The organism is Amorphoplanes friuliensis DSM 7358 (assembly GCF_000494755.1).
Taxonomy (GTDB): Bacteria; Actinomycetota; Actinomycetes; order Mycobacteriales; family Micromonosporaceae; genus Actinoplanes; species Actinoplanes friuliensis.
Window position 1 is genome coordinate 8,025,377 of sequence record NC_022657.1, and the last position, 20,984, is coordinate 8,046,360.

20 protein-coding genes are annotated in these 20,984 nt (G+C 69.8%); 11 read left to right on the forward strand and 9 right to left on the reverse strand.

What is annotated here, in order from left to right:
- Positions 1–14: 14 nt before the first annotated feature.
- Entirely contained in the window at positions 15–1,034 is a 1,020-nt protein-coding gene (locus tag AFR_RS36980) for an AAA family ATPase (protein ID WP_023561951.1), read from the reverse strand.
- 200 nt (positions 1,035–1,234) lie between these two features.
- Between AFR_RS36980 and AFR_RS36985 the strand changes: the two genes are divergently transcribed.
- From AFR_RS36985 to AFR_RS37000, 4 genes are all read left to right on the forward strand, one after another.
- Positions 1,235–2,551 (forward strand): M16 family metallopeptidase, encoded by a 1,317-nt coding sequence (locus AFR_RS36985; protein ID WP_023561952.1) that lies wholly within the window; start codon positions 1,235–1,237, stop codon positions 2,549–2,551.
- A complete protein-coding gene (locus AFR_RS36990; protein WP_023561953.1) occupies positions 2,548–3,894 on the forward strand; it encodes a M16 family metallopeptidase in 1,347 nt (448 codons plus the stop codon). The genes AFR_RS36985 and AFR_RS36990 overlap by 4 nt, the downstream gene beginning before the upstream one ends.
- Positions 3,895–4,024: 130 nt before the next feature.
- Entirely contained in the window at positions 4,025–5,482 is a 1,458-nt protein-coding gene (locus AFR_RS36995; protein WP_023561954.1) for a hypothetical protein, read from the forward strand.
- 58 nt (positions 5,483–5,540) lie between these two features.
- Positions 5,541–6,539 (forward strand): endonuclease/exonuclease/phosphatase family protein, encoded by a 999-nt coding sequence (locus AFR_RS37000; RefSeq protein WP_023561955.1) that lies wholly within the window; start codon positions 5,541–5,543, stop codon positions 6,537–6,539.
- On the opposite strand, the gene AFR_RS37005 is transcribed toward AFR_RS37000, so the two are convergent.
- On the reverse strand, positions 6,520–7,131 hold the full coding sequence (locus AFR_RS37005) for a TetR/AcrR family transcriptional regulator (RefSeq protein ID WP_023561956.1): 612 nt from the start codon (positions 7,129–7,131) through the stop codon (positions 6,520–6,522). The two genes, AFR_RS37000 and AFR_RS37005, sit on opposite strands and share 20 nt — an antisense overlap.
- Positions 7,132–7,213: 82 nt before the next feature.
- Between AFR_RS37005 and AFR_RS37010 the strand changes: the two genes are divergently transcribed.
- Both AFR_RS37010 and AFR_RS37015 read left to right on the forward strand, forming a co-directional pair.
- Positions 7,214–8,083 (forward strand): ABC transporter ATP-binding protein, encoded by an 870-nt coding sequence (locus tag AFR_RS37010; protein WP_023561957.1) that lies wholly within the window; start codon positions 7,214–7,216, stop codon positions 8,081–8,083.
- A gap of 21 nt (positions 8,084–8,104) precedes the next feature.
- Positions 8,105–8,845, forward strand: coding sequence for an ABC transporter permease (locus tag AFR_RS37015; RefSeq protein ID WP_023561958.1), 741 nt, complete (start codon positions 8,105–8,107; stop codon positions 8,843–8,845).
- A gap of 5 nt (positions 8,846–8,850) precedes the next feature.
- Here AFR_RS37015 and cimA read toward each other — a convergent pair whose 3' ends face one another.
- Positions 8,851–10,437, reverse strand: coding sequence for a citramalate synthase (cimA, locus tag AFR_RS37020; protein ID WP_023561959.1), 1,587 nt, complete (start codon positions 10,435–10,437; stop codon positions 8,851–8,853).
- Between the two features lie 216 nt (positions 10,438–10,653).
- Here cimA and AFR_RS37025 point away from each other — a divergent pair, with 216 nt between their 5' ends.
- The 3 genes from AFR_RS37025 to AFR_RS37035 are packed head-to-tail and all read left to right on the forward strand — an operon-like array spanning position 10,654 to position 12,308.
- Positions 10,654–11,391: a tyrosine-protein phosphatase gene (locus tag AFR_RS37025; protein ID WP_023561960.1), complete on the forward strand. Its 738-nt coding sequence runs from the start codon at positions 10,654–10,656 to the stop codon at positions 11,389–11,391.
- Positions 11,392–11,427: 36 nt separating this feature from the next.
- Positions 11,428–11,979 (forward strand): glycosyltransferase family protein, encoded by a 552-nt coding sequence (locus AFR_RS48200; RefSeq protein ID WP_041841417.1) that lies wholly within the window; start codon positions 11,428–11,430, stop codon positions 11,977–11,979.
- Positions 11,862–12,308, forward strand: coding sequence for a glycosyltransferase (locus tag AFR_RS37035; protein WP_238547418.1), 447 nt, complete (start codon positions 11,862–11,864; stop codon positions 12,306–12,308). The genes AFR_RS48200 and AFR_RS37035 overlap by 118 nt, the downstream gene beginning before the upstream one ends.
- Here the strand turns inward: AFR_RS37035 and AFR_RS37040 are convergent.
- Together AFR_RS37040 and AFR_RS37045 are read right to left on the reverse strand one after the other, a co-directional pair.
- Entirely contained in the window at positions 12,305–13,402 is a 1,098-nt protein-coding gene (locus AFR_RS37040; protein ID WP_023561961.1) for a branched-chain amino acid aminotransferase, read from the reverse strand. The genes AFR_RS37035 and AFR_RS37040 overlap by 4 nt on opposite strands.
- Before the next feature lie 154 nt (positions 13,403–13,556).
- On the reverse strand, positions 13,557–14,588 hold the full coding sequence (locus tag AFR_RS37045) for a 3-isopropylmalate dehydrogenase (RefSeq protein WP_023561962.1): 1,032 nt from the start codon (positions 14,586–14,588) through the stop codon (positions 13,557–13,559).
- Positions 14,589–14,981: 393 nt separating this feature from the next.
- On the opposite strand from AFR_RS37045, the gene AFR_RS37050 reads away from it, so the two are divergent.
- Complete coding sequence (locus AFR_RS37050; protein WP_438829956.1) at positions 14,982–15,317, forward strand: hypothetical protein; 336 nt, start codon at positions 14,982–14,984, stop codon at positions 15,315–15,317.
- Here AFR_RS37050 and serA read toward each other — a convergent pair.
- Positions 15,314–16,915 (reverse strand): phosphoglycerate dehydrogenase, encoded by a 1,602-nt coding sequence (serA, locus tag AFR_RS37055; protein ID WP_023561964.1) that lies wholly within the window; start codon positions 16,913–16,915, stop codon positions 15,314–15,316. The two genes, AFR_RS37050 and serA, sit on opposite strands and share 4 nt — an antisense overlap.
- A 171-nt stretch (positions 16,916–17,086) precedes the next feature.
- On the opposite strand from serA, the gene AFR_RS37060 reads away from it, so the two are divergent.
- Positions 17,087–17,881 carry a hypothetical protein gene (locus AFR_RS37060; protein ID WP_023561965.1) on the forward strand — a complete coding sequence of 265 codons (795 nt, stop codon included), beginning with the start codon at positions 17,087–17,089 and terminating at the stop codon, positions 17,879–17,881.
- A 43-nt stretch (positions 17,882–17,924) separates the two neighbouring features.
- Here AFR_RS37060 and mpgS read toward each other — a convergent pair whose 3' ends face one another.
- The 3 genes from mpgS to ilvN form a co-directional block, all read right to left on the reverse strand.
- Positions 17,925–19,187 (reverse strand): mannosyl-3-phosphoglycerate synthase, encoded by a 1,263-nt coding sequence (gene mpgS, locus AFR_RS37065; RefSeq protein WP_084298260.1) that lies wholly within the window; start codon positions 19,185–19,187, stop codon positions 17,925–17,927.
- Positions 19,188–19,372: 185 nt separating this feature from the next.
- A complete protein-coding gene (ilvC, locus tag AFR_RS37070; RefSeq protein WP_023561967.1) occupies positions 19,373–20,386 on the reverse strand; it encodes a ketol-acid reductoisomerase in 1,014 nt (337 codons plus the stop codon).
- Between the two features lie 79 nt (positions 20,387–20,465).
- Entirely contained in the window at positions 20,466–20,981 is a 516-nt protein-coding gene (ilvN, locus tag AFR_RS37075; protein WP_023561968.1) for an acetolactate synthase small subunit, read from the reverse strand.
- Positions 20,982–20,984: the final 3 nt, after the last annotated feature.

The window sequence follows — 20,984 nt, forward strand, 5'->3', positions numbered from 1 at the left end:
TCCGGTGCAGTCGGTCATGCCGCGATCCCCAAGCCGGGCCCCTGCTGCTCCTGAGCCGGAGCGATCACCGGGAGCGGTACGGATTCGACGATGCGGGCGATGATCGACTCGGCTTCGATGCCATCGGCGACGGCGTCGAAGGAGAGGACGAGTCGGTGGGCGAGCACGTCCGGTGCGATGTCGAGCAGGTCGCCCGGCAGCACGTAGTCCCGTCCGCGCAGCAGTGCCAGCGCCCGGCCCGCGGCCACCAGTCCGAGCGTCGCGCGGGGGCTGGCGCCGTACGCCAGCTGACCGGCCAGCTCCGGCAGCCCGAAACGCGCCGGGTCCCGGGTCGCGAGAACGAGCCGCACCACGTACTCGGCCAGGGCGTGATGCACGAAGACATCCCGGGCACGGGCCTGAAGGGCCAGGAGCTTCCCGGTGTCCAGCACCGGACGGGCCGTCGGCCGCACGCCGCCCATCCGGTAGAGGATCCCGAGCTCGTCCTGGTCGGTCGGGTAACCGACGACCACCCGCATCAGGAACCGGTCACGCTGCGCCTCGGGCAGCTGGTAGACACCCTCGCTCTCGATCGGGTTCTGGGTGGCGAGCACCAGGAACGGCTGCGGCGTCTGGTAGGTCCGGCCACCGATCGAGACGTGACCCTCGGCCATCACCTCGAGCAACGCCGATTGGACCTTCGCCGGCGCCCGGTTGATCTCGTCCGCCAGCACCAGATTGGCCATCACGGGCCCGAGCTCGACGTCGAAGTTCTCCTTGGACGCCCGGTAGATCCGGGTGCCGAGGATGTCGGAGGGCACCAGGTCCGGAGTGAACTGGATGCGGTGGAAACTGCCGCCGACCGCGACGGCCAGCGTCTCCGCGGCCAGGGTCTTGGCCACCCCGGGTACGCCTTCGAGCAGGCAGTGCCCGCCGGCCAGGAGTGCCGTCATGAGCCGCTCGACGAGCCGGTCCTGGCCCACGATCACTTTCTTGACCTCGAACAGCGTCTGCTCGAGCATCCGCGTGTCCGTGTCGGCTGCGATGTCTGTCATGGGTCCCCTCTTCAGCAAGTGCTCTTGGGCAAAGGTGCGGGGGCGGGCGCCCGGGACTTGGGGGATGCGCCGAGCGCCCGCCCTGGTACCGATGACATCAAGAAGGGCCGAAAGCGCACCGAAGGAGCGCACCGACCTGCAAAGACGGAATACTGGGTCGCGGCACCGCCGGTGGGCGGAAGCCGCTACAGGGAGGTTGCGTGTCTGCTCAGCCCGCACCGGTCGCCGAGACCGGCTATCCGTGGCCCATCGAAACCTCGCGCCTGGACAACGGGCTGCGGGTGGTCGTCAGTGAGGATCACAGCGCGCCCGTGGTGTGCGTGAACCTCTGGTACGACGTGGGATCACGGCACGAACCCGCCGGTCAGACCGGCTTTGCGCACCTCTTCGAGCACCTGATGTTCGAGGGATCGCAGCACGTCGCCAAGACCGAGCACATGAAGCTGGTGCAGGGCTCCGGCGGCTCGCTCAACGCGACGACCAACCCGGACCGCACCAACTATTTCGAGACGCTGCCGGTCGAGCACCTCGAGCTGGGATTGTGGCTGGAGGCGGACCGCATGGGCGGTCTGGTGCCGGCGCTGACCCAGGAGACGCTCGACAACCAGCGGGAGGTCGTCAAGAACGAGCGCCGCCAGCGGTACGACAACGTGCCGTACGGCGACGCGTGGCTGCGCCTGCTCCCGCTGCTCTACCCGCCGGGGCATCCCTATCACCACGCGACGATCGGGTCGATGGAGGACCTGAACGCCGCCAGCCTGGAGACCTTCAAGGCGTTCCACCAGCAGTACTACGCCCCGAACAACGCCGTGCTGACCGTCGCCGGCGACGTCTCTCCGGCCGAGGTCTTTGCACTCGCCGAGAAGTATTTCGGCGTGATCGAGGCGGTCTCCGACATCCCGCCGGCGCCGCGCGGGCACATCACCGGCCCGGCCGGCGAGCCGGTGCGGGAGACTGTCACCGGCAAGGTCCCGGCACCGCGGATCTACCTGTCGCACCGTACCCACCCGTTCGGTACGGCCGGGTACGACGCGATCACCGTGCTGTCGACCGTGCTCGGCAGCGGCCGCGGCAGCCGTCTCTACCAGCGGCTGGCCGACGGTTCGCGGATCGCGCAGCCGGACTACATCGGCGCCTACGGCGTGGATCTTGCGCACGCGCCCGCGCCGCTGATCGTGACGGCCACGGCCAAGGACGGCGTGGACGCCGCGACGCTGGAGGCGGGTGTGGCCGAGGTGCTGGACAGCATGGCCACCGAGCCGGTCACCGAGGCCGAGCTCGAACGCGCCAAGGCCCTGCTCACCACCTCGTGGTGGCGCCAGATGTCCACAGTCGGCGGTCGCGCCGACACCCTCAGCCGGTACGCGACGCAGTTCGGTGACGCGTCGAGCGCGGCCTACCGGCTGCCGCAGTGGCTGGCCGTGACGGCCCAGGACATCACCGACGCCGCACGCACGCTGAACGCCGAATCTCGCGTGACTCTGACGTACCTGCCCGAAGAAGGGACCGAAGCATGAGCCTCGTGGCAACCCGTCCCGGTGCGGGTGAGGCCCGGCCGTACACGTTCCCGGCGATCCAGCGGGTGTCGGTGGCCGGCGGTGAGGTTGTCGCCGCGCACATGCCCGGCCAGCATCTCGCGACCGCCGCGCTGCTGCTCGACGCCGGTGGCGCCCGGGAGACCGCGGGACGCGAGGGCACGGCCACCGTGCTCGCCAAGTGCCTCGAGGAGGGCACCTCGGCCCGCGACTCGGCGGCGTTTGCGCTCGCCCTGGAGGGCCTGGGTGCCGAGCTCTCCACGTCGGTCGACTGGGATGCGTTCCGCGTCGGTGTGTCCGTACCGTCGGCTCTGCTGCCCCGGGCTGTCGCCCTGCTGGCGGAGGCGGCACGGACCCCGCGCCTGGACCCGGCCGATGTCCTGCGGGTGCGGGACGACGAGGTCACCGGGCTGCGGATGGACTGGGCGCAGCCCGGTCCGCGGGCGGATGCCGCGCTGCGGATGGACCTGTTCGGTGCCGGTGAGCGTTACGGCCGCCCGTTGCACGGTGATCCCACGTCGGTGGCGGCGGTGACCGCCGAGGACGTGGTCGAGTTCCACAAGTCGTGGTTCCAGCGGGCGGGTGTGCTGCTCGTCGCCGGTGACCTGGCACGTCTCGACCTGGCCGAGCTCGGTGCCGCCGCGTTCGCGGGCACGTCCGGTTCGCCGCTGACACCGGCCCTGCCGCTGCCGGCGACGGTCGGCTCGGCTCGTCGTGTGCTGCTGGTCGACCGGCCCGGTTCGGTGCAGTCGACACTGCGTCTGGGGCACCGCGCCCCGGAACGCGCGCACCCGGACTACGTGCCGATGACCCTCGCGGCCACGGTGCTGGGCGGGGCGTTCACCTCGCGGCTCAACCACCTGATCCGCGAGGTCAAGGGCTACACGTACGGCATCCGCGCCGACTTCGCGATGACGCGGCGGTTCGGGCGGTTCGGGGTCAGCACCTCGGTGCAGACGGCCGTGACCGCTCCGGCGCTGGTCGACACGGTCGGCGAGATCACCCGTACCTGGCAGGAGGGCGTGACCGAGGAGGAGCTGGCGGTCGGCCGGACCTGGCGGGCCGGGCAGCTCACGGTCGACATGCAGACGCCGGGCTCGATCGCGGGCTCGCTGGCGACGCTGGTGGTGCACGGACTGCCCGACGACTACTACGCGACGCTGCGGCGGGACCTGCTCGACGCGACGGTCGCGGACGTCTCGGCCGCCGCACAGCAACACCTCCACCCGGAGGGTTTGACGCTGGTCGTGGAGGGTGACGCCGCCTCGATCCGCGACGAACTCGTGGCCAGTGGCATCGGCGAGATCGTCGACGTCGAGGTCTGATCCCGGCATTTCTGGGCCGCCGTCACATTGATGGCGGCCCAGGTATTGCCACGGCGTGACGCAGGCGTTTCAATGGCGCCCAGCGCTCTTCCTGAGAGCGCTCTCACGACCGGTTTGGAGTCCGCCCCCGATGCCCACCAACGTCACGTCTGCGTCCGGCCCCCTCTCCCGCCGCAGCCTGCTCGCGCTGCCGGCCGCCGCGGCTGCTGCCACTGTCGCCGCGCCCCTGCTGGTCCCGCAGTCCGCGGCGGCCGCGGGCAGCTGCGCGCCCCGGCACCTGGTGGACCGCAGCCTGGCCGGGCCGGTCGGCCGCGCCTGCCACTACCTCGACGTCGTGCAGGACGCGTACGTGAAGGGTGGTGAGCCGCGCCTGCTGCAGAGCTACAACAACGAGAGCGAGTTGATGACGACCGCTTTTGTCTACGACAACGCCCTCGCGGCGCTGGCCTACCTGGCCAACCCGACGGTCGCGAACGTGCGGCGGGCCCGGCTCATCGGCGACGCCCTGCTGTGGATCCAGGACAACGACGAGAAGTACACCGACGGGCGGGTGCGTCAGGCGTACGCCGCGGGGCCGATGCTCTTCTACGGCGGCGGCCCGTACTTCCCCGGCCTCAAGCGCGAGGACGGCAAGGCGGCTTTTCTGTGGCCGTACGGCTTCGGCGGCTCGTCGACCGGCGACATGGCGTGGGTGGCCCTCGCACTGGCACAGCTCTACATCGACACGCGGATCACCAAGTACCTCGACGGCGCCGTCCGGCTCGGGCACTGGATCGCGGACCGGCAGTCCCCGTACCACTACGGCGGCTACCACGGTGGTCTCCAGGGTGACGGCGAGACCGCGCAGAAGTGGTCGTCGACCGAGCACAACATCGACGCGTACGGGCTGTTCGCGCTCCTGGCCAAGCTGACCAAGGACCGCCGCTGGATCACCCGGGCCACGGAGGCGGGCGCCTTCGTCCGCGCCATGTGGAACCGCACCGGCGGGTACTACTGGACCGGCACGCTCGGTGGTGTCGAGGGTGAGGACCCCAACCTCGTCAACACCGGCAACATCCCCGAGGACGTGCAGACCTGGGCGCTGCTCAGCGTGGGCGAACGCCGCCACGAAGGTGCCGTCGACTGGGTCCTCGACAACCTGTCGAACACCGACGGGACCGTTTCCGGCGTGACCTACAGCAGCCAGGCGAAGGTCCTCACCGGGACCGTCTCCGGCAGCACCCTGCCCAACAACCGCAACGCCGTCTGGCTCGAGGGCAACGGTCACACCGCGCTGGCCCTGCTCAAGCGCGACGGGCGCGGGGACGCCGCCCGGGCCAAGCGCCTGCTCGTGCAGACCGCGGTCGCGCAGCAGGACCTCGGTGCCGGCCAGACCGTCGGCCTGACCGCGGACGCCGACGGTGGCAAGCTCTCCAACCCCGGCGAGGGCGGCACCTGGACCGGCACACCGCTGCCCGCCCGCTCCGGCATCGTGGCCGCGACCAGCGCCTTCGACACCGGCTTCGCGTTCGGCTACTTCACCCGCCAGCACGTCGGCGCCACGTCCTGGTTCCTGATGGCGGCGCAGAACTTCAACCCGTACCGATGATGTGACGTGCGGCAGGATCGTTCGGTGAGGGTGGCGCCCGGCGGATAGCGTCGCCCTCATGACGATCACCAGCTCAGCACCCACGACCAAACCGGTCCGGGTACGCCGTGTGGTGTGGCTGGTGCTGCTGTGGCTCCTGGTGCTCCCCGGCACGGTCTGGGCGGTGCTGCGCCTCGGCGGGTGGGAGCAGGGCGCGCTCGTGCAGTTGTTCGCCTTCACCCCGTACGTCGCGGCGTGGTCGGTGATGCCGGTGCTCGCCGCACTCGTGACCCGGCGCTGGCTGGCCGCGGCGGTCGCCACGGTCACCGTCGCCCTCTTCGCCGTGATGGTGCTGCCCCGGGCGTTCCCCGACAACAACCGCGGCCCGCAGGGTGGTGTCGCCCTGCACGTCATGACGTCGAACATGCTCTTCGGCAACGCCGACCCGGCCGAACTCGTCCGGCTCGTCCGCGAGAACGATGTGGCGGTGCTGGCGCTGCAGGAGTTCAGCCCGAACGCACAGACCCAGCTCGCGGCGGCCGGGCTCGGCGAGCTGCTGCCCTACTCGTCGCTGGGTGCGGAGTACGGCGCCGGCGGCTCCGGGCTCTACTCCCGCTTCCCGATCACCGAGCCCGGCGTACGCCAGAACGGCGGCGGCTTCCGTCAGGCGTACGGGACGATCCAGCCGCCCGGGGCCTCCGCCGTGGTGGTGGAGTCGGCGCATCCGCTGGCCCCGTACTCGATCGAGATCTTGAACCAGTGGCGGAACGACCTCGGCGAGGAACCGCGCGCGGACCCGAAAGGTGTCCCCCGCATCCTGCTCGGCGACTTCAACTCGACCCTCGACCACGCACCGCTCCGCGACCTGATCAGCAGCGGCTACCGCGACGCGGCGGACGCGGCCGGCCAGGGCCTGATCGGCACGTGGGGCCCCTACGACGGCGACCCGCTGCCGCCGGTGACTATCGACCACGTCCTCGCGGACAAACGCCTCGGCGTCGGCGCGGTCAGCGTCCACACCATCCCGGGCAGCGACCACCGCGCGATCGTCGCCGGCCTCAGACTCCCGGCGGTGTAGACGCCTCCGGGCGGCGCATGACGGCTTCGAGGCCGGCGCGGTAGACCTCCGGCGGGACCGCCTCGGGGTCGAGGTAGTGCTGCATCGCGACGCCGATGTCCAGGGCTGTCATCAAGGCGGAAAGCTGGTCGACGGGCATCGGGAGCTCGCCGGTCGCGAGCGACTCCGCTTTTTTGCTGTTCAGCGCGCGGATAGTGCGCAGCCATTCGGCGACCGGTGCGCGGCCGGCGTCCTCGCGCATGCCGTAGAGCCACAGCTCGATCATTGCCAGTGCGAAGCGGCGGATCTCCGGCCGCTCGACGTTGACCGAGTAACTGTCACCGAGCGAACTCGCCCACCTGTCCAGGGACGACAGCGGCTCGTGCGGCTCGCCGTCGTCCGAGGTCAGCTTGCGGTCCAGGATCGCGGCGATCAGCTCTTTTTTGCTGCCGAAGTTGGCGTAGATCGCGCCCTTGGTCAGACCGGCAGCCGCCGCGATCTGGTCGAGCGACGTCTGGTGGATGCCGCGGTCGCCGATGAGGGTCTCGGCGGCGTTGAGAAGGCGCTCGCGGGTGCGCTCCTGCTGCTGCGCGCGGGTGAGTCGCTCGGTCATGGCACCAACCTACCCGTTGACATTCCCAGCAGTATCCAGATACTGAGTGGTATCCGAATACCGAAGGGTATGTGAGGCGATCGTGCTGCACATCGAGAACCTGACCAAGGTCTACCGCCGCGGCGCGCGCGCCAACGACGGCATCAGCCTGGACGTCGCGGCGGGTGAGGTGCTGGGCCTGCTCGGGCACAACGGCGCCGGCAAGACCACTCTGCTCAGTCAGATCGTCGGCCTGGTCCGGCCGACCGGCGGCCACATCACCCTGCTCGGCCGGGACCCGGTCGCCGACCCCGCGTACGCGAGAAAGGTGTGCTCCTTCCAGCCGCAGGCGCAGGCACCACTGACCGGGGTGACCGCCCGCCAGGCGATCGAGATCGTGGGCCGGATCAGGGGCGGAAAGCGCCGCGTGGTCCAGCGACGGACCGCGGAACTGCTGGCGGCGCTCGACATCGAGGAGTGGGCCGACCAGCCCGGCGAACGGCTGTCCGGTGGTGTCCGGCGGCTGACGGCGTTCTCCATGGCGATCGTCGAGCCGGGCGGTCTGGTGATGCTGGACGAGCCCACCAACGACGTCGACCCGGTGCGCCGCCGCCTGCTGTGGGAGCAGGTGCGTGCCCTCGCCACCGAGGATCGGGCGGTGGTGCTGGTCACCCACAACATCACCGAGGCCGAACGCGCGATCGACCGGGTCGTGGTGCTCAGCCAGGGCCGGGTGACCGCGGCCGGCACACCCGCGTCCCTGGCGACGGATCAGGAGATGCGGCTCGAGGTGTGGCTGCCCGGGGCGGATCCCGCACCACCGCTGTGGGCCCGCACGGTCCGCCGCGACGGCGACCGGCTCGTCCTCTCACTGGCCGCGGCCGACGGGCCCTCGCGGCCGCCTGGGCCCACAGCCTGCCGGCGCGTTTTTCGCTCAACCCCACCAGCCTCGAGGACGTCTACGTCGGGCTGACCGAGACCGAGGAGGCCCGGCATGACGCGGAGTTGGTTGCGTAGTTATCTGCTCCTGCTGCGCTGGTCGGTGATCCGCCTGCGCTATCTGCTGCCGATGGTCCTGGTCGTCCAGGTGTTCCTGGCGGTCGGGATCGTCGTCGGCTTCGCCTACCTGCTGCCGTCCATCGACCCGGCGACGGCGCTCTACCTCTCGACCGGCGCACCGACACTCGGGCTGATCACGATCGGCATGGTGATGGCGCCGCAACTCGTCGCGCAGTCCAAGACCGAGGGCACTTTCACCTACAACCGGACCCTTCCGGTACCCCGGACCGCCGTGCTGGCCGCCGATGTGACCACGTGGCTGCTCCCCGGGGCGCCGGGACTGGTGCTCGGACTGCTCGCGGCCGTGCTGCGCTTCGACCTGAACCTGCACGTCAGCTGGTGGGTGTTGCCGGCGATGCTGCTGGTGGCGCTGACGGCGACGACGATCGGCTTTGCCATGGCGTACGCGCTGTCGCCCTCGCTGACGAGCGTGATCTCCCAGGCGATCGTGTTCGTCGCGCTGATGTTCTCGCCGATCAACTTCCCCGCCGACCGCCTGCCGGAGTGGCTGCGGGCGGTGCACGAGGTGCTGCCGTTCCAGTACATGGCCCAGGCCGTCCGCGAGACGCTGACCTCGCCGCCCGGAGGCATCACCGTGCTGCCGTTCGCCGTGCTGGCCGTCTGGTGCGCCGCCGGCCTGGCCATCACGCTACGGGTGATGACCAGGCGCGACTGACGGGATCAGGCGGACGTGGTGGTGCGGGCCAGGCCGTAGGTGAGGGCGTCGGTCAGGGCCTTCCAGCTCGCCTCGACGACGTTCTCGTGGACACCGACGGTCGTCCAGTCGCGGCGGCCGTCGCTCGTCTCGACCAGGACGCGGGTGATCGCGTTCGAGCCGTGCGAGCCCTCCAGGATGCGGACCTTGAAGTCGGCCAGCTCGAATGTCTTCAGCTCCGGGTAGTGCTTGGAGAGTGCCACCCGCAGCGCCTCGTCGAGGGCGTTGACCGGGCCGTTGCCCTCGGCGGTCGCGATGATGCGCTCACCGCGGACACGCACCTTGACGGTGGCCTCCGAGACCACTGCGCCGTCCTCACGGTGCTCGACCTGCACCCGGTAGGACTCCAGCGCGAACGGGCGGACGAAGTCCTCGCCGGGGAGCTCACTGCGTACCAGGAGCTCGAAGGAAGCGTCGGCGGCCTCGAAGGACCAGCCACCCGCCTCCAGGTCCTTGACCTTGCGGGTCACGGCGGTGAGGGTGTCCGGGTGGCCGGCCAGGTCCAGACCGAGCTCACGGCTCTTGAGCTCGATGCTGGCCCGGCCGGCCATCTCGGTCACCAGGATCCGCATGTCGTTGCCCACCACCGACGGGTCGACGTGGTTGTAGAGCAGCGGATCCACCTTGATCGCGCTCGCGTGCAGCCCCGCCTTGTGAGCGAATGCCGCGGCCCCGACGTAGGCCTGGTGGGTGTCGGGGGCGATGTTGGCGATCTCGGCGAGCGCGGAGGACACCCGCGTCGCCTTCTCGAGGCAGCCGTCCGGTAGGACCTTCAGCCCGAGCTTGAGTTGCAGGTTGCTGACGACGGCGAAGAGGTCGGCGTTGCCCGGCCGCTCGCCGTACCCGTTGGCCGTGCACTGGAAGTGTTCGACGCCCGCCTCGACGGCGGCGACGGTGTTGGCGACCGCGCAGGACGTGTCGTTCTGGCAGTGGATGCCGAGCTGATCGGGTGCCACGCCGGTCCGCCGGACCAGGTCCTGGATCACCGCGGTGATCATCGACGGGAGCATGCCGCCGTTGGTGTCACACATGACCACCCGCTCGGCGCCGGCCTCGAACGCGGCCTGGACGACGGAGGCGGTGTAGTCGGGGTCGTAGCGGAAGCCGTCGAAGAAGTGCTCGCAGTCGACAAACGCACGGCGGCCGTTGGCGACCAGGTGCTCGACGGTGTCCCGGACCATGGCCAGGTTTTCCTCGCCGGTGGTGCGCAGCGCCCGCTCGACGTGCCGGATGTCGGACTTGGCCACCACGCAGACAACCGGTGTCTCGGCGTCCAGCAGGGCCTTGACCTGCGGGTCCGTACCCACGTCGACGTTCGCCTTGCGGGTCGCCCCGAACGCCACGAGCACCGCGTTCTTCAGCTCGAGCTCGTTCTTGGCGCGGGCGAAGAACTCGGTGTCCTTGGGCATCGCACCCGGCCAGCCGCCCTCGATGAAGCCGACCCCGAACTCGTCCAGCAACCGGGCGACCGCGAGCTTGTCGACGACCGAGTAGCTGATGCCCTCGCGTTGCCCGCCGTCGCGCAACGTCGTGTCGAACACCTGATAGGTCATGGGAGGTTCCTTTCCGAGACTGACGACCCAACAAAAAGACCCCCCGCGGATGCGGGAGGTCGGCACGTCGGCGAAAAAGTCAGCCGGCGCGCTAGGTGCGAATAATCAGCACGGAGTGGGTCACGTCCCGAAGCATGCCACTCAGGATCGCGGTGTGAGATAAAAGTCCAGAATCCGGGACGGCGGGGGTGAGCGGTCGCCCGTTAGGTTGAACGGGTGGCCGACGAATATCCCCGCACCGTGACGTTCTCCGCCAGCTACAACTTCCGCGACGTCGGTGGTTACGCCGGCCTCGACAATCGCACGGTGAGGTGGCGGCGCCTGTTCCGCGCCGACTCCCTGCACCGGCTCAAGGGCGACGACCTGCAGACCTTCAGCGACCTGGGCGTCCGGAGCGTCATCGACCTGCGCCGGGTCTTCGAGGTCGAGGAGCACGGCCGGGTCCCCGAGGCCGAGGGCCTCGCCTATCACAACCTCGTGGTGAAGCACATCGACTGGGACACCGTCGCACCGTCGCTGCCGCACGAGCGCTGGCTGGCCGACCGCTACCTCAACTTCGCCGAGGACGGCCAGGAAGGCCTGGCGGCGGCGCTGAGCCTGATCGCCGACCCCGAGGCGGCGCCGGTTGTCGTGCACTGCATGGCCGGCAAGGACCGCACCGGCGTGGTCTGCGCGCTCACGCTCTCACTGCTCGGAGTGTCCGATGCGGACATCGCCCAGGACTACGCGCTGACCGAGGTCGCGATGGCGTCGCTGACGGCCTACCTGATGCGCACCAAACCCGACCTGGTGCAGGACAAATACCACATGTTCGACTGCCCGCAGGACGCCATGCTGCTCTTCCTCGGCGACCTGCGCGACCGGTACGGCTCGGTCGAGAAGTACGTCCGCGAGATCGGCCTCAGCACCGATCAGATCGCGGCGATGCGCGACCACCTGCTGACGTCCAGCTGACAGACCCCCTGCCGCCGGGGGTGTCTACTGCGACGCATGCGAGTCCTCGTCAGCACCTGGCCGGCACACGGACATCTCCTCCCGCTGCTGCCGCTGATCCGTGCCGCCCAGCGCGCGGGCCACGACGTCATCGTCGCGACCGGCGCAGAGGGCGTCATCGAGGCTCGCCGGCGCGGCCTGGCGACCTGGGAGGTCGGCCCGAGCCGCGCAGAGGCGGACGCCGCCTTCCGCTCCCGGGGTCCGGACCTGGCGGCGGTCGCCCCGGACCAGCGGATGGCCACGGTGATCAGCAGCATGTTCGGCGCCGCGGCTTTCGCACGGGCCGCCGAGCTGGTGCCACGCGCCGAGCAGTGGAAGCCCGACCTGGTCGTGCATCCGGTGACCGAACTGGCCGGTGCCGTGGCCGCCGCACGGACCGGCGCCCGGCACCTGGTGCACGGGCTGGGCCCGCTGCCGGGTGAGGCGTGGGAGTGGTTCGGAGCACGGTACGGCGACCTCTGCGGGACCTGCCGGTCAACGTCCTGGTCACAGTCGGCCCGGGCAGCGATCCGGCCCGGCTCGGACCCCAGCCGCCGAACGTCTTCCTGACCGACTTCGCCCCGCACGCCCTGGTGCTGCCCCGGTGCTCTGGCCTGGTCACCCAGGGTGGCGCCGGGACGATCGTCGCGGCGCTCTGTCACGGCCTGCCGCATCTGGTCCTGCCGCAGGGCGCAGACCAGTTCGTCAACGGCGCCACCGCCGAGCGGGCGGGAGTTGCCATCGTCGTGCCACCGGCGGAGCTGACCGCCGAGACCGTTCGTGCGGCGGCGCTCCGGCTGCTCGACGACCCGGTCCTGACGGCAAACGCCCGCGCCGTGCAGACCGAGATCAACGGTATGCCCGACGCGGACGCGGTGCTGACCGAGCTGGCCGGCTAGAGAACCCGGTGCACCCAGCCGAACGGGTCCTCGGCGCGGCCCCGCTGGATGTCGCCCAGCTCCTGGCGCAGCGCCATCGTGACCTCACCCGAGCCGCCGTCCGCGACGGTGAACTCGCCGTCCGGGTGGCGGACCGTGCCGATCGGCGTGATCACCGCGGCGGTGCCACACGCGAACGCCTCGCGGATCCGGCCCGACGCGGCGCCGTCACGCCACTCGTCGAAGCTGACCGGGCGCTCCTCGACCTTGCGACCGGCCCGCTGCGCCAGCTTGAGGATCGAGTCACGGGTGATGCCGGGCAGGATCGTGCCGGTCAGCGGCGGCGTCACCAGCGAACCGTCGTCCTGGACGAAGACGATGTTCATGCCGCCGAGCTCGTCGACGTACTTCCGCTCCACCGCGTCGAGGTAGACCACCTGGTCACAGCCGTGCTCGATCGCCTCGGCCTGCGCGGAGAGACCGGCGGCGTAGTTGCCGCCGCACTTCGCCGCACCGGTGCCACCGGGCGCCGCACGCGTGTAGTCGGGCGTGACCCACACAGTCACCGGCTTCACACCGCCGCTGAAGTAGGCGCCGACCGGCGAGGCGATCACCAGGTACAGGTATTCCATCGCCGGGCGCACTCCGAGGAAAACCTCGCTCGCGTACGCGAACGGGCGCAGGTAGAGGCTGCCCTCGTCGCTCTCCGGGATCCACCGCTTGTCGATCTTGATGAGCTGGCTCAGCGACTCGAGGAACGTCGGCTGCGGCAGCACCGGCATCGCCATGCGCTGGGCCGACTGCCCGAACCGGGCCGCGTTGGCGTCCGGGCGGAACATCGCCACACCGCCGTCCGGCGTCGTGTACGCCTTCAGGCCCTCGAAGATCTCCTGCGCGTAGTGCAGCACAGCCGCGGCCGGGTCCATCGGGATCGGCGCGCGCGCCTCCACCCGGGGCTCGTACCAGCCCTTCCCCTCCGCATAGCGGATGGTGACCATGTGGTCGGTGAAGATCCGGCCGAAGCCCGGGTTGGCCAGCAGTGTCGCGCGGTCCGCGTCACTTACGGGCGCCGGGTGCGGACGGATCTCGAAGTCGAGGTTGTCACCACCACTCATGGCAGTTGACCTGCTTTCTGTCACGAAGAACAAAGAGGTAGCACCCGTAGTGCTCCAAGGAACTTACCCCGAACGGTCGTTCAAAGCCGACCGGCTCAGGGTGCACGTCATCGACCGCCCGGGTCACCGGGCGGGAGACGGGGTGAAGGTGAGGTCAGGCGGCCGCGGTGGCGGCGACCCGGTCTCCGACCTCGGCGGTACGCAGCGAGGCGCCCGGTGTGCGGGACGCGACCTCGGCGGCGACCGCCTCGGATACTCGTCGGGCCTCGTCGGTGTGCCCGAGGTGCTCGAGCAGCAGCGACGCGGAGAGGATGGCGGCCGCCGGGTCGGCGATGCCCTGGCCGGCGATGTCCGGCGCGGAGCCGTGCACCGGCTCGAAGGTCGACGGGTACTTGCGCTCCGGGTTGACGGAGCCGCTGGCGGCCATGCCGATGCCACCGGTCACGGCAGCGGCGATGTCGGTGAGGATGTCACCGAAGAGGTTGTCGGTCACCACCACGTCGTACCGCTGCGGGTTGCTCACCAGGAACATGCTCGCGGCGTCGATGTGCTGGTATTCCGTGGTCACGTCGGGGAACTCGGCGGCGACGGCGGCGAAAGTGCGCGCCCAGAGCCCGCCCGCGTGCGTGAGCACGTTGGTCTTGTGCACGAGGGTGAGGTGGCGGCGCTCGCGGCGCTGCGCCCGGCCGAACGCGTCGCGGATGACCCGCTCGACACCGTGCCGGGTGTTCAGGCTCTCCTCGGTCGCGATCTCGGCGGGGGTGTTCTTGTGGAGGACACCACCGGCACCGACGTAGAGACCCTCGGTGCCCTCGCGGACGACGACCATGTCGATCTCGCCGGGCTTGATGCCGGAGAGCGGGCTGGTCGTTCCGGGCCAGAGCCGGGAGGGGCGCAGGTTGACGTACTGGTCGAAGTCGAAGCGGAGCTTGAGCAGCAGGCCACGCTCGAGCACGCCCGGCGGGACGCTGGGGTCACCGATGGCGCCGAGCAGGATGGCGTCGTGCGCCGCCAGCTCGTCCTCGATGGCCTGCGGCAGGACTTCCTTGGTGCGGTTGTAGAAGCGCGCACCCAGGTCGTAGTCGTCGAACTCCGTGTCGGGGAGGACGGCCTCGATCACCTTGCGGGCTTCCGCGGTCACTTCGGTCCCGATGCCGTCGCCGGCCACAACCGCGATCCGCGCCACCGTCACGTCCACTCCCTCAATCGTCGAGACCCGCCCGACTGTAGTCCGCTGTCCCGATCTCTGGCACGGCGGTCCCAGAGTGTGGATGAACAATCGTTAAGGGAGGGAAAGGTCCGGACGCGAACAACCCCCGCTGATCGCGGCAACGATCGCGGGGGCTGTCACGACAGGTACGCGTGGCTCGCGCCCGCCGGGGGTGCATCCACCGCACGGAGCGACCACGGAGGTGTCACCCGAAGACACACCCGCATAGCCCGCGCGGCAGGACCAACGCTAGCGATGCGGACTAATGTCGCGCAAGACGCATCCCCCGCGTGTCGGGGCGACAACCGACTCGGCACGCGAAGGGTATGGCACCATGCGCCGGTGAGTTTCGACCTCGTGGTGTGGGCCATGGACAACACGGACATGCCGGATGACGTGCGCGCCGCCAACGCCCGGTGCGCCCGCGGCGAACACCCGCAGCGCCCCGCCGACCCGCGCGTCGTTGCCTTCTATGACGCCCTGACCAGCCACTACCCCGACCGCGGTCCGCGGGCCACCCTCGCCGGCACCCCCTGGGCGAGCGCACCGCTGCACGCCGCCGCGGACCACATCCAGATGCGCCTGGACGAGAACTGCCCGGACGCGGTGCTCGAGACGATCGAGCGGCTCGCCGGCGAGCTCAATCTGGATCTGCTCGACCTTCAGGACGGCACGGTGTATCCCCCACCGGTCAAAGCTCGTTAGTCCTCGTCCCTGAGGTCCACGATGCTGCCCTTGGCGGAGCCGATCGCGGCGGCGACCGCCGAGAGCAGCTCGGCGTCCACCGAGGAGTCGACGGTCAGGGCCATCAGGGCCTCGCCGCCGGCCTCGCGCCGGGCGACCTGCATCGCCGCGATGTTGACGCCGGCCTCGCCCAGGATCGACCCGATCGCCCCGACGATGCCCGGGCGGTCCGAGTAGCGGAAGAAGAGCAGCACACCGCCGGCGCCCAGCTCCAGGTCGAACTCGTCGACCTGGGTCAGCTTGCGGGCCTCCCGTGTGCCCGTACCCGTGACTGTCCCGGCGACGCTGACCGTGCGCCCGTCCGGGAGCGCGCCGCGGACGGTGACCAGGTTGTGCTGGTCGGAGACCTCGCGGTCGACGATCAGCTCGACCTCGACGCCGCGGTCGGCCGCGAGCTGCGGTGCGTTGACGTAGGTGACCTGTTCCTCGACCACCGAGGCGAAGAGGCCCTTGGTCGCGGCCAGCTTGAGCACCGCCACGTCGTGCGACACGATCTCGCCGCGGACCTCGACGGTCACGCTGGCGGCGACACCACCCGCGACGGCGGTGAAGACCTTGCCCAGCTTTTCCGCGAGGGCGAGCAGCGGCCGCACGTCCTCGTCGACCACTCCACCGGCCTGCACGTTCACCGCGTCGGGCACGAACTCGCCCTGCAACGCCAGCTTGACGCTGCGGGCCACCGACAGGCCGGCCTTGTCCTGCGCCTCGGCGGTCGACGCGCCCAGATGTGGGGTGACGACCACGTTGTCGAAGGCGAACAGCGGCGACTCGGTGGTCGGCTCGGTGACAAAAACGTCGATGCCGGCGCCGGCGACCCGGCCCTCGGCCAGCGCGTCGGCCAGGGCCCGCTCGTCGATCAGGCCGCCGCGGGCCGCGTTCACGATCCGCACGCCGGGCTTGACCGTGGCCAACTCCTTCTCGCCGATCAGCCCGAGTGTCTCGGGTGTCCGCGGCAGGTGCACGGAGATGAAGTCGCTCTCCCGCAGCAGCTCGTCCAGACCGACCAGGCGTACGCCCAGCTGCGCCGCCCGCGCCGGCTGGATGTACGGGTCGTACGCGATCAGCCGCGTCCCGAACGACGCCATCCGCTGTGCGAAGAGCACCCCGATGCGCCCCAGCCCGACCACACCGACGGTCTTGCCCTGCACCTCGACGCCGGTGTACTTCTTCCGCTTCCACTCGCCGTTCTTGAGGGACGCGCTGGCGCTGGCGGTGTGCCGGGCCACGGCCAGCAGCAACGCGATCGCCTGCTCGGCGGCCGAGACGATGTTGGACGTGGGGGCGTTGACCACCATGACACCGCGGGCGGTGGCGGCGGGGACGTCGACGTTGTCGAGACCCACCCCGGCGCGGGCGACAACCTTGAGGCGCGGGGCGGCGGCGACGGCTTCGGCGTCGATCCGGGTGGCACTACGGACGATGACCGCGTCGGCGTCCGCGAGGGCCTCCAGCAGCGCGGCGCGGTCGGTGCCGTCCACGTGGCGGACGTCGAAGTCGTAGGCCAGGACGTCGATGGCGGCGGGGGCCAGTTCCTCAGCGATCAGTACCACGGGAGTCATACGTCTCCACAGTTTGTCTCGCAGGCGGCCGGCCGCCGACCTTTCCGCGAGCGTAGACGGATCGGCGACCACCACGGGATGTCATCTCATGGTGACCGGTGTCACAGGACGGAAATCTTCTCGTACCCTGCGGGACCCCGCCACGAGCACCGTTCCCGCTAGCCTCTCGGCATGTCTGAAGCCTCCACCGACACCGGGGACATCGACGAGGACCACGGTCCCGTCATCCCCGACCCACCGCGCCGGGTTCCCTTCGGTGTGGCCGTCACCGTCGCGCTGCTCGGTCTCGTCGCGCTGTCGCTGGCGATCGCGGCCCTGCTGACCGTCTCCACCGACTCCTACATCCGGGACACGGTCGGTGAAGCCGCCGCCAAGGGGCTGTTCACGGCTGTCCTCGCCGTGGGCGCCGCCCTGACCGCCGCCGTGGCGTGGTCGCTGGTGCGCAACGGCAACACCGTCGGCCCGATGGTGGTCGGCGGCCTCATCCTCATCACCGGCCTGGTCTTCCTGGTCACCGGCGTGGCCAGCGAGTCGGACACCGGCGGGCTCCAGGTGGGCATCCTCGCCCTCGTGGTCGGTCTCGGTGTGCTGCTGATCCCGCTGCTCGGCCACGGGCCGTCCTACCTCGCGGCCCGCCGGGTCTGGGCCAAGGCCGAGGCGGACTGGCTCAAGGAGCTGGCGACACCGGTCGCGCCGCCGCCGATGCAATATCAGCAGCCCTGGCCCGGGCACTACCCGCCGCAGCAGCAGCCGCAGTGGGGTGCACCGCCGCCGCAATACCCGCCGCAGTACCAGTACCCGCCGCAGCCGCAATATCAAGGATGGCAGCAGCAGCAGCCGCCTCCGCCCCTGCCGCAGTCGGCGCCTCCGGCGCCCGCTGTTTCGCAGCAGGCGCCCACGGAGCACATCCAGCCGGCCGGACAGGTGCAGCCTCCGCCCGTGCCGCAGGAGAAGCCGCAGTCGTGAGTGATCCCGGTGGGCGCCGCCACGCCCGCCGGGACCCTCGTCGCTAAACGGTCGGGCGCGGGATGAGGTTCCGCTCGATCGGCGGCGCGGGCGCGTAACCCGCCGACGCGAGACCGTCGAACTGGCGGAAGGTCAGCGCCTCCGCGTCGAGCCCGTCGTAGAGCAGCTCCAGGTCGAGGCTGCCGACGGGCGGATAGACCCGCTCGCGCGGGGGTTCCTGGCCGACCTCGAGCGCACCCTGGGCCACCATGAACTCGATGATCGCCTGACGCACGGACGGCAGGGTCACGGGCGAGTGGTAGACGACGTTGAGGGCCTGCATCCGCATGCCCTGCACGTGGTCCTCGCCCTTGTTGTCGTGGAAGTGCGGGTTGCGGGTCTCGATCTGCAGCACCGGCACCGAACTGCTCATCACGTCCGGGCTGGTGCTCTCCAGCACCCCACCGAACTGCTCGAACAGATCGAGGTACTCGTACGGCTCGACGGCAAAACCGCCGGCCAGCCGCAGCTTGAGACCCAGGTCGAGGCTCATCGCATGCTCACCGGCGTTGCCGGTCGCGATCACCTCGGTGCCGAAACCGGAGTATTCGGCCAGGAACCGGTTGAGCCACTCGTTGGTGATCTCCGAGCTGCGGCCGCGACGGCTGAAGAACAGCCGCCCGTCGCGCAGTTTCGGCTTCGAGTGCCAGGAGATCCGGACCATCGCGTACGGGCTGTCCGCGAGGTGCAGCCCGGCGGCGTACGCCTTGCAGTACTCGTGGACGGCACCCGGAACGTAGTTGTCGGCGTCGACGTAGCCCAGATAGCGGCGTCCCGTCATCGCGGCCAGGGCCATGCCGATCAGCATGGCCTCACCCTTGCCGGAACGGACCAGTCCGTCCTCGCCGATCAGTTCCTCCATCCCGGCGGCCTTGAACGCGGCCGCGAGTCCGGGATCCTTTTGATGAACACTGATCGCCGATCGGCCGGCCAGACGGCAGAACTGCTCGACCGTCTGCGCCTCGATCTCGTAGCGGTCCACCGGCAGCTTGTCGCTGTTGGAGACCAGCACAATGAGACAGTCGTGGGGAATGCCGGAGAGCACTCCTTCGATGACGCTTCGTGTCTCATTCATGCACGGGACGACGATTACCATTTGCGACTCGACAGCGCGTAATGCGTCAGGCGGCACAACCCGGCTACCAGCCGAAAGCCCCGGCCGGCCGGCATCATGCACGGCGCCCGAGTCGAGCTCGATCACCCTCTGCAGCTCATGAATCCGGACCGCGCCGAAGCGCTCACTCCGGAAAGAATCAGCCAGTCGCATGCGGCGAATCTACCTGCTGTTGTCGACCCCGAAGCGTCCGAACAGTACACAATTCGATGACGACGCCGGTTGCGTAAGCGGGACGTAACACCCACGTTTCAAGTAGTCGCGCAGTCACGCAAAACGCCGGGCCGGAGAGCCTTGCGGCACTCCGGCCCGGCGTGCATATCCGGGGTATTGAAAGGTCAGGCAGTTTCGGTGATCGGCCGGTCGACCCAGCTCATCATGTCGCGCAGCTTCTTGCCGGTGACCTCGATCGGGTGCTCGGCGCCTTCCTTGCGGAACTGCTGCAGACGCGTGCCACCCGCCTCGTCGTCCGCGATGAGCGCCTTGGTGAACTCGCCCGACTGGATCTCGGCGAGGATCTTCTTCATCTCCTGCTTCACCGACGCGTTGATCACGCGCGGGCCGCTGACGTAGTCACCGAACTCGGCGGTGTCCGACACGCTGTAACGCATGCGGGAGATGCCACCCTCGTACATGAGGTCGACGATCAGCTTCAGCTCGTGCAGGCACTCGAAGTACGCGATCTCCGGGGCGTAACCGGCCTCGGTCAGCACCTCGAAGCCCGTCTGCACCAGCGCAGCCGTACCGCCGCAGAGGACGGCCTGCTCGCCGAACAGGTCGGTCTCCGTCTCTTCCTTGAAGGTGGTCTTGATGACACCGGCGCGGGTGCCACCGATCGCCTTCGCGTAGGACAGGGCGAGCGCCTGCGCGCCGCCGCTGGGGTCCTGCTCCACCGCGATCAGCGCCGGAACACCCTTGCCGTCCACGTACTGGCGGCGGACCAGGTGGCCCGGGCCCTTCGGGGCGACCATGGCGACGTCGACGTTCGCCGGCGGCTTGATCAGCTCGAAGCGGATGTTGAGGCCGTGACCGAAGAAGAGCGCCTTGCCGGCGGTCAGGTTCGGCTCGATCGACTCGGTGTAGATCTTCCGCTGGGCGGTGTCGGGCGCGAGCACCATGATCACGTCGGCCCAGGCGGACGCCTCGGCGGGCGTGAGCACCTTGAGGCCCTGCTCCTCGGCCTTGGCGCGGCTCTTGGAGCCCTCCTTCAGGCCGACCACCACGTCGACGCCCGAGTCGCGCAGCGACAGCGAGTGCGCGTGGCCCTGGCTGCCGTACCCGATAACGGCGACCTTGCGTCCCTGGATGATGGACAGGTCGGCGTCGTCGTCGTAGAACACTTCGGCGGTCATTGAATCCTCACTTGAGTCTTTAGTCCGGTAGGGGCGGTGGCCGGGGCGGTTGGACGGGCTCTCGAATCTATGGTGAAAATCAGGCCGCGCGCAGAGCGGGGCCGGTCGTGATGGAGCGCGAGCCGCGGCCGATGGCCACGAGACCCGACTGCACCATCTCCTTGATGCCGTACGGCTCGAGATCGCGCAGCAAGGCGTCCAGCTTGTCGGGGTTGCCGGTCGCCTCGATCGTGAGGGTGTCCGGAGCGACGTCGATCACCTTCGCCCTGAACAGCTCGACCGTCTCGAGGACCTGCCCGCGCACGGTGCGGTCGGCCCGCACCTTGACCAGCAGGAGTTCGCGCTGGACCGACTGCTGCGGGTCCAGCTCGACGATCTTCAGGACGTTCACCAGCTTGTTGAGCTGCTTGGTCACCTGCTCCAGGGGTGAGGAGTCGGCGTTGACCACGATCGTGATGCGGGAGACGTCCGGGTTCTCCGTCTCGCCCACCGCCAGCGAATCGATGTTGAAGCTCCGGCGCGAGAACAGACCACTCACCCGCGCGAGCACGCCGGGCTTGTTCTCCACGAGCACGGAGAGGGTGTGCTTGTTCATGCT

Bases quoted from the DNA above. Each gene is read 5' to 3' on its own strand.
- AFR_RS36980 (WP_023561951.1), bottom strand. From the start codon at position 1,034: ATGACAGACATCGCAGCCGACACGGACACGCGGATGCTCGAGCAGACG.
- AFR_RS36990 (WP_023561953.1), top strand. From the start codon at position 2,548: ATGAGCCTCGTGGCAACCCGTCCCGGTGCGGGTGAGGCCCGGCCGTAC.
- AFR_RS36995 (WP_023561954.1), top strand. From the start codon at position 4,025: ATGCCCACCAACGTCACGTCTGCGTCCGGCCCCCTCTCCCGCCGCAGC.
- AFR_RS37000 (WP_023561955.1), top strand. From the start codon at position 5,541: ATGACGATCACCAGCTCAGCACCCACGACCAAACCGGTCCGGGTACGC.
- AFR_RS37005 (WP_023561956.1), bottom strand. From the start codon at position 7,131: ATGACCGAGCGACTCACCCGCGCGCAGCAGCAGGAGCGCACCCGCGAG.
- AFR_RS37015 (WP_023561958.1), top strand. From the start codon at position 8,105: ATGACGCGGAGTTGGTTGCGTAGTTATCTGCTCCTGCTGCGCTGGTCG.
- cimA (WP_023561959.1), bottom strand. From the start codon at position 10,437: ATGACCTATCAGGTGTTCGACACGACGTTGCGCGACGGCGGGCAACGC.
- AFR_RS48200 (WP_041841417.1), top strand. From the start codon at position 11,428: ATGCGAGTCCTCGTCAGCACCTGGCCGGCACACGGACATCTCCTCCCG.
- AFR_RS37040 (WP_023561961.1), bottom strand. From the start codon at position 13,402: ATGAGTGGTGGTGACAACCTCGACTTCGAGATCCGTCCGCACCCGGCG.
- AFR_RS37050 (WP_438829956.1), top strand. From the start codon at position 14,982: ATGGACAACACGGACATGCCGGATGACGTGCGCGCCGCCAACGCCCGG.
- serA (WP_023561964.1), bottom strand. From the start codon at position 16,915: ATGACTCCCGTGGTACTGATCGCTGAGGAACTGGCCCCCGCCGCCATC.
- AFR_RS37060 (WP_023561965.1), top strand. From the start codon at position 17,087: ATGTCTGAAGCCTCCACCGACACCGGGGACATCGACGAGGACCACGGT.
- mpgS (WP_084298260.1), bottom strand. From the start codon at position 19,187: ATGCGACTGGCTGATTCTTTCCGGAGTGAGCGCTTCGGCGCGGTCCGG.
- ilvC (WP_023561967.1), bottom strand. From the start codon at position 20,386: ATGACCGCCGAAGTGTTCTACGACGACGACGCCGACCTGTCCATCATC.
- ilvN (WP_023561968.1), bottom strand. From the start codon at position 20,981: ATGAACAAGCACACCCTCTCCGTGCTCGTGGAGAACAAGCCCGGCGTG.